The organism is Mesorhizobium sp. M0077 (genome assembly GCF_040322955.1).
GTDB lineage: Bacteria > Pseudomonadota > Alphaproteobacteria > Rhizobiales > Rhizobiaceae > Mesorhizobium.
On record NZ_JAMYUL010000003.1, the window covers coordinates 379,192 to 391,203 of the forward strand.

Here is a 12,012-nt window from a genome sequence, read left to right on the forward strand (position 1 = left end):
ACGATTAACGCCTGTTGCCAAACATGATCGCACGCCGGAGAAATCTGGCGTAAGCTGTTGTCTGGATCACGAAAAAGCCCGAATCCTTCCGTCGTTCCAAGGCGGACGGGAGGGCAGGGGTGCTCGTCCTTGAGTTGTCGAAAGCCCCACTTAAAATGTCGAAGGGATAACGCCTCTGGCGTGGTGAGAAGCAAAACTTTCGGCCAGTGTAATCATGCAACCAATTGCATTTGAATCGGTTTTAGGGACATTGCCGTGGCGGTGGCGCCGCATCGCGTCCCCCATGCGGAATTTTCAATGAATATCCAGACAAATCCTGCCCATATCGAAAAGTCCAGCGCCGGCTTCCCGGTCATCACCGAAGAGCCGATACGCTCCAATTTCCTGCCCGAAGAGCGGCTGCGCGCGCTGGGCGAAAGCCTCGCCAAGGGCGACATCAAGGACCTGTTCGGCCTGACGCAGTTCGATTTCCAGGCCCGCATCCGCGACAGCGCCAAGAAAATCCTCGAAGTCTACCGCTCGACCAATGCCGCCCAGGCCAAGGGCGAAACCATCACGCCTGCCGCGCAATGGCTGCTCGACAACAATTATCTCGTCGAGGAGACCATTTTTCAGGTGAAGCGCGACCTGCCGCGTCGTTTCTACCGGCAGTTGCCGACCCTGGAAGTGGCCAACCGCGCCGCGGTGCCGCGCGCGCTGGCCCTGGCCTGGAGCTATGTCGCCCATTCCGACAGTTCGGTTTCGGCGACCATGTTCAAATCCATCGTCGAGGGTTTTCAGTCGGTCGAGCCGCTCAAGATCGGCGAATTGTGGGCGCTGCCGTCGCTGCTGCGCTTCGTTTTGATCGAGAATCTGCGCCGCATCGCCGTGCGCGTCGACCGCACCAGGCAGATGCGCCATATCGCCAACGAGGTCGCCGACCGCGTGCTGGCGACCGACGACAATGCAGACCGCCGGAAGATCCTGTCGGGCTACGGCGCGCATGCGCAGGACACCACCTTCGCCACCCAGTTGCTCTACCGCCTGCGCGACGGCTCGCAGAATGCCGGCAGGGCGCTGGAATGGCTGGAGGTCGAGCTCGAGAAAACCGGCTCCGACGCCGAGGAAATCATCATTTCCGAGCATCGCACGCTGTCCAGCGGCAATGTCACCACCGGCAACATCATCCGCGGCCTGCGCCTCATCAACGACGTCGACTGGACGGTGTGGTTCGAGGGCGTCAGCCGCATCGACACGCTGTTGCGCGAGCGCACCGATTTCGCCGCGCTCGATTTCTTTTCGCGCGACCAGTACCGCACGTCGATCGAGCAACTGGCGCGGCGCTCCGACCTGTCCGAATTCCGTGTCGCCGAAAAGGCCATCGAGCTGGCCAGCCATGTTCCCGGGGTCACCGATGCCTCCGGCGTGCCGGATGCATCAGCCGATCCGGCCATGCATACCGATGTCGGCTTCTTCCTGGTCGGCCCGCGCCGGCCGGATCTGGAAAAGGCGATCGGCTATCGGCCGCCCTTCCATGTGACCTTCAAGCGCGCCTTCACCGCCACGGGCTGGCTCGGCATCGTTGTGCCGGTCTTCCTGCTGACGGTGCTACTGCTGGTTGTCTCCGGCAATGCGCTTGCCCATCTCGGCCTGTCGGTGGAATCCATCACGCTGATGCTGGCGCTGTTTGCGGTGCCTGCCAGCGAAGGCGCGCTCGCCTTCTTCAACACCGTTGTTTCACTGTTCCTGAAGCCGACGCGGCTCGTCGGCTATGACTACAAGCACGGCATTCCGGCGGCATCACGCACCTTGGTCGTGGTGCCGTCGCTGATCGGCTCGCGCGATGATGTCGAGGAAAACATCCGCAACATCGAGGTGCATCACCTCGCCAACACGGCCGAAGAAATCCATTTCGCGCTGCTGTCCGACTGGCCGGATTCCAAGACCGAGATCGACGCCGCCGACATCGAGATCCTGCAATATGCGAGCGACGAGATCGCCAGGCTCAATGCCCGTTATCCCTCGGAAGGCGCGCCGCGTTTCTATATCCTGCATCGCCGCCGGCTCTACAACCAGGCGCAGGGCGCCTGGATGGGCTGGGAGCGCAAGCGCGGCAAGCTGCATGAGCTGAACCTTCTCTTGCGCGGCGACAGCGACACCACCTTCCTGCCGCTCGACGTGCCGCTGCCGGAAAAGGTCGTCTATGTCATGACGCTCGACGCCGACACGCGCACCACGCGCGACGCCGTGTCGTCACTGGTCGGCAAGCTCGCCCATCCGCTCAACCGCCCGCATTTTGACGCGACAAAGCGCGTCGTTACCGCCGGCTACACCATTCTGCAGCCGCGCATCACAGCCTCGCTCACCAGCGGCGACGACGCTTCTTTCTTCCAGCGCGTCTTCTCGTCCAACAGCGGTCTCGATCCTTACGTCTTTGCCGTCTCGGATCTCTACCAGGACGTCTTCAGCGACGGCTCCTTCACCGGCAAGGGCCTTTATCACGTCGACGCTTTCGAGGCGGCGCTGCAGGGCCGCATCGAGGAAAACACCGTCCTCAGCCACGATCTGCTCGAAGGTGCGCTGGCGCGCGCAGCACTTGTCACCGACGTCGAACTGGTCGAGGACTATCCTACCCGCTACTCGGTCGACGCCTCGCGCCACCACCGCTGGGCGCGCGGCGACTGGCAGCTGCTGCGCTTCATCTTCTCGCCGCGTTCCGGCGTGCCGGCGCTGTCGCGCTGGAAGATGGTCGACAATCTGCGCCGCTCGCTGACCCCGATCTTCTGGGTGATGGCGGCGATCGCCGGCTGGACGCTGCTGCCCTTCACGCAGGCCGCGCAGTGGCAGGCGCTGCTGATCCTGTCGCTGTTCATGGCGCCGACCTTCGATGTCGTCAACGCCATCCTGCCCAAGAGCGGCGACCAGACGCCGCGCGGCCATTTCTCCGCACTGGCGCACGACACCGTCTTCGGCACGGCCCTTGTGGCGCTGAAAGTGCTGTTGATGGCGCACAATGCCTGGATGATGGGCGACGCCATCGTGCGCACGCTCTACCGCCTGTTCGTCAGCCGCCAGAACCTGCTGGAATGGCGCACCGCGTCGCAGGCGCACAAGGGCGGCGACAACGATATCGGCTCCTATTACAGCATGATGTATGGCGCCGTGATCATCGGCGTCGTCGGTCTCGCTATCCCCGTGCTGGCCGATTCCACCGGTGCCTTCGTCGCCTTCTTCTTCGCTCTGTTCTGGATCGGTTCGCCGGCGGTTGCCTGCTGGATCAGCCGCTCGGCCGAGACCGAGGACCGCCTGCGCATATCGCAAGCCGACATCCACGCGCTGCGCACCGTGGCGCGCCGCACCTGGCATTATTTCGAAACCTTCGTCACGGCCGAGCACCACAATCTGCCGCCCGACAATTTCCAGGAAAGCCCGGCGCCGGTTGTGGCGCCGCGGACGTCGCCGACCAATATCGGCGTCTACCTGCTGTCGGTGGTGTCGGCACGCGATTTCGGCTGGATTGCGCTCTCCGACGCCATCACTCGCATCGACGCCACGATGACGACCATCGAGAGCATGCCGCGCAACCGCGGCCACCTCTTCAACTGGTACGACACCACGACGCTCAAGCCGCTCTATCCGCTCTACATCTCGGCCGTCGACAGCGGCAATCTGGCCGGACATCTGGTCGCGGTGGCGGCGGCCTGTGCCGAGTGGGCGGAAGCCCCGTCCGTTCACCTGCAGGGCGATTTCGAAGGCGTCCTCGACACGGTGAGTATCCTCGACGAGAGCCTCGAGGAATTGCCTGACGACCGCCGGCAACTGCGGCCGTTGCGCCAGCGTCTGGCCGATCGCCTCGATGGCATGCGGCGCGCCGTCATGACCATCAAGGCGCAGCCGGAGATGGCCTCGATCCGCACCATTAACCTGGCCGTGCTTGCCGGCGAGATCCGCAAGCTCGCCACCGCCATCCACACCGAGGCCGGATCGCAGCGCAGCGACATTATCGCCGACTGGGCGGCACGGCTGGAAGCGACCTGCGAGGCGCATGTGCATGACTCGCACAGCGACGAAAACGCCGTCGAAGCCTTGCGCGCCAAGCTGCTGGCGCTGCGCGAACGCTGCCGCCGCTATGCCTTCGAGATGGATTTCTCTTTCCTGATGCGTCAGGAGCGCAAACTGCTCTCGATCGGCTACCGGGTCGAGGAGCACCAGCTCGATGAGAGCTGCTACGATCTGCTCGCCTCCGAGGCGCGGCTGACCAGCCTGTTCGCCATCGCCAAGGGTGACCTGCCGACGGAGCATTGGTTCCGGCTTGGAAGGCCGATCGTCGAGATCGGCTTCCAGGGTGCGCTGATGTCCTGGTCGGGCTCGATGTTCGAGTATCTGATGCCGCCACTGGTGATGAAGGAACCGCAAGGCTCGATCCTCAACCAGACCAGCAAGCTGATCATCAAGCGTCAGATCCAGTACGCGCGTTCGAAGAACGTGCCCTGGGGCATTTCGGAAGCGGCCTACAATGCCCGCGACCGCGAACTGACCTACCAGTATACCAATTTCGGCGTGCCCGGACTTGGCCTCAAGCGCGGCCTTGGCCAGAACACGGTGATCGCCCCTTACGCCACGATCCTCGCGGCGCAGTTCACACCGCGCGAATCCGTCCAGAATCTGGCTAGGCTGCGCTCCATCGGCGCTCTCGGCCGGCATGGCTTTTACGACGCCGTCGACTTCACGCCGCAGCGCGTGCCGGAAGGCACCGACCACGCTGTTGTCCTGAACTACATGGCGCATCACTCCGGCATGTCGATCGCCGCCGTTGCCGACGCCATCTTCGAGGGCCGGCTGCGCGACCGCTTCCACAGCGATCCGGTGATCGAGTCTGCCGAACTCCTGCTGCAGGAGAGGGCGCCGCGCGACATCCCGACCGCCACGGTCAGGACCGAAGCCGACGAGCGCTCGAAGGACGAGACCGAGGTCGAGAGCCCGGATTCGCGCATCGTCCTCGACCCGCTGAGGGCGTTGCGCGCCACCAGCGTCATGTCCAATGGCCGCTACTCCGTCATGGTCTCGGCCACCGGTTCCGGTTACAGCCGCTGGGGCGAACTCGCCGTCACCCGTTGGCAGCCCGACCCGACCGAAGACCGGCTCGGCTCCTACATCTTCCTGCGCGACGCCGGCAGCGGCGACTGGTGGTCGGCCACCGCGGAGCCGAAGCAGGCGACCGGCGAGAGAGTGCAGACGCTGTTTTCCGACGACAAGGCGAGCTTCGTCAAAACAGTGGGCTCGCTTCGTTCGGAGGTCGAATGCATCGTCATCTCGGAAGGCAATGGCGAGGGACGGCGCGTCACGCTCTACAACGACGGCGCCACTGACCGGCATATCGAGGTGACCTCCTTTGCCGAGCTGGTGCTGGGCAACGAAGCCTCCGACAATGCCCATCCTGCGTTCTCGAAAATGTTTATCGAGACCGAGATCGCTGCCAATAACGGCGCCATCTTTGCCACCAGGCGCAAGCGCGAGAAGAACGAGCCTGACGTCACCATGGTGCATTTCGTCACCGATCCGTCCGGGTCGGCGCGCGATGCCGAGGCCGAAACCGACCGCCGTGCCTTCATCGGCCGTGGCCGTACCATCGCGGAAGCGGCGGCCTTCGATCCCGGCGCCAAGCTTGGCGGTCACCACGGCTTCACCCTCGATCCGGTAGCGGCCCTGCGCCGCCAGGTGCGGGTGCCGGCCAACAAGAAGATATCGCTGACCTTCTGGACCGCCGTCGGCGCCAACCGCGCCGAACTGGACGAGGCCATCGCCAGGCTCGACCATCCCGAAAGTTTTGCTCGCCAGGCGATGCTTGCCTGGACGCGTTCGCAGGTGCAGACCCGCCATCTTGGTCTCAGCCTGACCGACGCCGCCAACGTGCAGAAGCTGGCGCGCTTCCTGATCTATCCCGATCCGTTCCTGCGCCTGCCCGGCGAATCCATCGCTTCGGGGCTGGGCAAGCAGTCCAGCCTGTGGCCGACCAGCATTTCGGGCGATTTCCCGATCTTCCTGGTCCGCATCGGCGACGTGGCCGACCTCGAAATTGTCGCCCAGGCGCTGCGCTTCCAGGAGTATATGCGCGCCCGCGGCATGATGATCGACTTCGTGGTCGTCAACGAGCAGGCATCGTCCTATGTCCAGGACCTGCAGCGCGCGGTCGAAACGCTGTGCGAAAACAGCCGCCTGCGCGGCAAGGAACTCGGGCCGCGCCAGCACATCTTCGCCGTGCGCCGCGACCTGATGGACGAGGCGACGTACAAGACGCTGCTGGCGGTTGCCCGCGTGGTTCTGCACACGCGCAACGGCACCATCTTCGACCAGATCGAACGCGCCGAGGCGGCAGCCTTGCAAGCACGCGATGGCCTGCAGCCGGCGGCCCCCGCGTCACTGCGCGAGCCGTCTCTGCCGGTGCCGGCGGCGCCTGCATACCATGCCGCGTCCGACAGCAGCGCCGACGGCAGCGGCCTCAGCCAGTGGAACGGCTTCGGCGGTTTCGAAGGCGATGGCCGTCACTATGTCACGCGTCTCACCGGCCGGCGCACGACTCCGCAGCCCTGGATCAACGTCGTCTCGAACGCCTCGTTCGGATTCCATGTCTCGGCCGAAGGCGCTGCCTTCACCTGGAGCCGCAACAGCCGCGATTACCAACTGACGCCATGGTCGAACGATCCGGTCACCAACCGGCCGGGCGAGGGCATCTACATCTACGATCAGGCCAGCGGCAAGGCATTCTCGCCGCTGGCTGCCGTGGTCCGCGATCCCTCGATGACCTATGAGACATGGCACGGCCAGGGCTTCTCGACCTTCCGATCCAAACGCGGCCCGCTGTCAATGGATCTGACGCACGTCGTCGATCCCGTCGATCCAGTGAAGATCACGCGGCTGCGCATCCAGAACTCGGGCTCGGCGCCGGCGCGGCTGCGCATCTATGCCTATGCCGAATGGGTTCTCGGCAGCCATCGCTCGAGCACGGCTGCGACCATCATCCCGTCCAGGGATCCAGCGACCGGCGCGCTTCTGGCGCAAAACCCCTACGGTCTCGATTTCGGCGACCGGGTGGCCTTCCTGGCCGCCACCGGTCCGGTGCATTCGGTGACAGCCGATCGTGGCGAGTTCATCGGCAGGCAGGGCACCAGCGCCTTCCCGCACACTGTCGTCAGCGGCGCCGGCCTATCGGGCCGCGTCGAGGCCGGCGACGATCCGTGCGCAGCTGTCGCCAGCGACATCGACATCCCTGCCGGCGGCGACGTCACGCTGGTCTGGCTGCTTGGCGACGCCGCTACATCAGCCGAAGCGAGCGCGTTGGTGCAGACCCATTCGGGCAAGGATTTCGACCAGCGGCTGGCCGATAATGAACGCGTCTGGCGCGGCTTCCTCGACACCATCCAGGTCGAGACGCCCGACAAGGCGCTCGACGCCATGGTCAATCACTGGCTGCCCTATCAGAGCCTGGCCTGCCGCATCCGCGCCCGCTCGGCCTTTTATCAGGCAAGCGGCGCCTTCGGCTTCCGCGACCAGCTACAGGACACGCTGGCCCTGCTTGCGCATGATCCGAAACTGGCGCGCAACCAGATCCTCAATGCGGCGCGCCGGCAGTTCCCCGAAGGCGACGTCCAGCATTGGTGGTTGCCGCGCACCGACGCCGGCGTGCGCACTATGATCTCCGACGATGTGGTCTGGCTGGCGCATGCCACCAATCGCTACATCGAGGTGACCGGCGATACAGGGATCCTGAAGGAGCAGCTGCCTTTCATCGACGGGCAGGTGTTGGGCGAGGGCGAGCACGACGCCTTCTTCACGCCGGAAATCTCCAAGACGAGCGCTTCGCTTTACGACCATTGCGCGCGCGCGCTCGACCTTGCGGTCAAGCGCAGCAGCCCGGCCGGGCTGCCGCTGATCCTCGGCGGCGACTGGAACGACGGCATGAACCGCGTCGGCGAAGCCGGCAAGGGGGAGAGTGTCTGGCTCGGCTGGTTCCTTTTGAAGACGCTGGGCGACTTTACCACCGTGGCCAAGGGGCAGGGCGACACCAAGCGGGCGCAGGCCTGGACAAAACACGCCGATGTGCTGAAGCGGGCGCTGGAAAGCACCGCCTGGGACGGCCAGTGGTATCGCCGCGGCAGCTACGATGACGGCACGCCGCTTGGCTCGCACAATTCGGACGAGTGCAAGATCGACTCCATCGCGCAGTCGTGGAGCGTGCTCTCCGGCGAGGGCGACCCCGCGCGCTCGACCACGGCGATGCAGCAGGCGACGAACCTGCTGGTCGACGACAAGCTCAAGATCGTCAAACTGTTTACCCCGGCCTTCCAGAACACGAGAAAGGACCCTGGTTACATCAAGAGTTATCCGCCGGGCGTGCGCGAGAACGGCGGCCAGTACACCCATGCGGCGACCTGGTTCGTGATCGCGCTCGCCGAAATGGGCCGCACCGACGATGCCTATCGCTGCTTCTCGATGCTGAACCCGGTCAACCATGCGCTCGACGATGCATCGGCCGAGCATTATCGCGTCGAGCCGTACGTCGTCGCCGCCGACATCTATTCCGGTGAGGACAAGGGCGGTCGCGGCGGCTGGACCTGGTATACGGGCTCAGCGGGATGGCTCTACCGTGCTGCGGTCGAAGGCATTCTGGGCATTGAGCGGCGGGGCAAGCAGATCACGTTCCGGCCGAAACTGCCCAGCCATTGGGACGGCTATTCTGCCACGCTGAAGATGCTGGGGTCGGAGATCAAGGTTCGCGTCATCCGCGACAAAAAGGCCAAATCCATCTCGCTCGAAGTCAATGGAACCAAGACAAAATCTTCCGGTTTTCAGCCGAAAGCCGGCGACAAGACCGAGGTGGTCGTCAAGATACCCTCGTAAAATCAAAGGCTTCAGGTTATTGACGCGCGCCTTTCGAGGCGCGCGTTTTCTACTTCGGCATGCTCCTGGCGCAGAACGGCGTGCCTTCCCGATAACGGCGGTCCAAGCGTGCAGTGACTAAAAATGTGGCAGGGCCAGCTGCTGCCATGATTTTGCCGCAAGACTGACATTTCACCTTTTATCTCAAACCGTTAGGTGATCACGGCAGATTTCGCAACGTCGTCATCTTTTGTTCGCAGAATGGGAACGGAAGAGGTAGACGGGCATTGTTTTGCGACCCGTTAACCGGTACGTGTCAAGAAATGGTGCGGTGCACAATAATGTTTTTGGCGGAGTAGCTGAAGTGTCACTTCTGCAAATCTACTGGAGAGCGCTGGGTTATCTCGCAGCCGACAGGAAGCGCGTTGCGTTTATCTGCGGTGCGAATGTCGCGCTCGCCATTATCGCCATCCTCGAGCCGATCATGTTCGGCCGGGTGATCGACGCCATCTCCGATAAGGGTTCGGTGTTTTCGACGCTCGCGCTGTGGGCCGGTCTCGGCGCCTTTAACATCGTCGCCTTCGTGCTGGTGGCGCGCGGCGCCGACCGTTTTGCCCACAAGCGTCGCAGCGAGGTGCTGTGCCAGTCGTTCGAGCGCGTGATCACCATGCCGCTCGCATGGCACCACCAGCGCGGCACCTCCAACGCGCTGCACACGCTGCTGCGCGCCGTCGAGACGCTGTTCAGCCTGTGGCTTGAATTCATGCGCCAGCATCTGTCGACGGCGGTTGCGCTGGCTCTGCTGATCCCGACCGCGATAAGCATGGATCTGCGCATGTCGCTGGTACTGATGGCGCTGGGCGTTCTCTATGTCGGCATCGGCCGGCTTGTGATGAAGCGCACCAAGGCGGGCCAGGCCGCCGTGGAGCGCCACTACCATCAGGTGTTCGCGCATGTGACCGACTCGGTCAGCAATGTGGCCGTGCTGCAGAGCTACAACCGTCTCGGCCACGAGGCCGATACGCTGCGCCGCTATGTCAAGAACCTGCTCGACGCGCAGAACCCGGTGCTCGACTGGTGGGCGATGGCCAATGCGTTGCACCGCCTGTCGTCGACCATTTCGATGATGGTTGTGCTTTTGATCGGCGCCTATCTGGTCACCCATGGCCAGCTCAAGATCGGCGACGTCATCGCCTTCACCGGCTTTGCCACGCTGCTGATTGCCCGCCTCGACCAGATGTCGGCTTTCGCCAACCAGATTTCCGAAGCCCGCGCCAAGCTCGAGGACTTCTATCACCTCGAGGATTCGGCCGCCGACTCCGCCGAGCCGGACGGCTTGCGCGACCTCACCAACGTCACCGGCCATGTCCGCTTCGAGAATGTCGGCTTCGAGTTTGCCAATTCGAGGCAGGGCGTCGACGACGTTTCCTTCGAGGTCCAGGCCGGGCAGACGGTTGCCATCGTCGGCCCGACAGGCGCCGGCAAGACGACGCTGATCAACCTCTTGCAGCGCGTCTTCTCGCCGTCTCATGGCCGTATCCTGATCGACGGCATCGACACCCGCACGGTGACCCGCAAGTCGCTGCGTCATTCGATCGCCACCGTCTTCCAGGATGCCGGCCTGCTCAACCGCTCGATCGAGGACAACATCCGCGTCGGTCGTGCCGAGGCGACTTATGACGAGGTTCACGCCGCGGCCAATGCGGCTGCCGCGCAGGATTTCATCCTGGCCAAGAGCGCCGGTTACGACACCGTCGTCGGCGAGCGCGGCGGCCAGCTTTCGGGCGGCGAGCGTCAGCGCATCGCCATTGCTCGCGCCGTGCTCAAGGACGCACCGATCCTGGTGCTCGACGAGGCGACCAGCGCGCTCGATGTCGAGACCGAGGACCGCGTCAAGGAAGCCATCGACGAACTGAGGCGCAACCGCACCACCTTCATCATCGCCCACCGCCTGACCACCGTCCGCGACGCCGACCTGGTCGTGTTCATGGACAAGGGCAAGGTGGTCGAGATGGGCGGCTTCGCCGAACTGTCGCTGCGCAATGGCCGTTTCGCCAGCCTGCTGCGCGCCGGCGGCCTGCTCAACGACGAGGAAGTCCGCCGCCTCAGCCGCACCGTGAATATCGAAGCGGCGTAAGCTTTTTTACCTCCCCCTTGTGGGGAGGTCGGACCCGTAGGGTCCGGGTGGGGGTAGTGTCCCACCACCCACCCCGCTGCTTCGCAGCGACCCTCCCCACGAGGGGGAGGGTAAATAAGACTGCGACACTCCCTCGATTGCCCCGAACGCGCCGCCGGTCTATCTAGACCTATGAGCGACACCTCCTCACGCCTCGCCGGCTGGACCGACCTCGCCAACCCCACGCGCTTTGTCGGGCTGGCCGATAGGCTGGTGCCGTGGCTGGCGTCGATCGCCGCGATCCTGCTCGCCATCGGTCTCTATATGAGCTTTGCCGCGCCTGAGGATTTCCAGCAGGGCATCACGGTGCGCATCATGTATATCCACGTGCCTTTCGCCTGGCTCGCCATGATGTGCTACACGGTGATGGCCGTCGCCGCGCTCGGCACGCTGGTCTGGCGCCATCCCTTGGCCGATGTCGCGCTGAAGTCGGCAGCCCCGATCGGCGCCACCTTCACCGCGCTTGCGCTGGTCACCGGCTCGATCTGGGGCAAGCCGATGTGGGGCACCTGGTGGGTCTGGGACGCCCGCCTGACCTCGGTCTTCATCCTGTTCCTGATGTATCTCGGCATCATCGCGCTGACGCGTGCGCTGGATGACGCCAGCCGCGCCGCCTGGGCCGCCGCCATCATCACGCTCGTCGGCTTCATCAACATCCCGATCATCAAATTCTCGGTCGACTGGTGGAACACGCTGCACCAGCCGGCCTCGGTGTTCCGGCTCGGCGGACCGACGATCGATCCCAGCCTGCTATGGCCGCTGCTGGTGATGGCGCTCGGCTTCACCGTGCTGTTCTTCGCGCTGCATTTGACGGCGATGCGCACCGAAATCCGCCGTCGGCGAGTGATCGCCATGCGGCGCATCGCGGCGCGGCAGGCAGAGCAACGCGACTAGGCGGTTCTCTTTTCCGGCCACTCGAATGACAACCGAACAGCAGCCTTTGCCTGTCTCCGTCTAAATTAGAATATGCTGCTATGTTG

The 12,012-nt window shown here is 64.1% G+C and carries 3 protein-coding genes; all 3 read left to right on the forward strand.

Going from position 1 to position 12,012, the window contains the following annotated elements; all coding sequences use genetic code 11:
* Nucleotides 1-297 precede the first annotated feature (297 nt).
* The 3 genes from NKJ57_RS09115 (at nucleotide 298) to NKJ57_RS09125 (ending at nucleotide 11,926) form a co-directional block, all read left to right on the forward strand.
* Entirely contained in the window at nucleotides 298-8,877 is an 8,580-nt protein-coding gene (locus NKJ57_RS09115; protein WP_352510762.1) for a glycoside hydrolase family 94 protein, read from the forward strand.
* Between the two features lie 343 nt (nucleotides 8,878-9,220).
* Nucleotides 9,221-10,993, forward strand: a complete 1,773-nt coding sequence (locus NKJ57_RS09120) for a glucan ABC transporter ATP-binding protein/ permease (RefSeq protein ID WP_023672897.1) — start codon at nucleotides 9,221-9,223, stop codon at nucleotides 10,991-10,993.
* A 171-nt stretch (nucleotides 10,994-11,164) separates the two neighbouring features.
* A complete protein-coding gene (locus tag NKJ57_RS09125) occupies nucleotides 11,165-11,926 on the forward strand; it encodes a heme ABC transporter permease (RefSeq protein ID WP_023715243.1) in 762 nt (253 codons plus the stop codon).
* The last annotated feature ends 86 nt before the right edge of the window (nucleotides 11,927-12,012 follow it).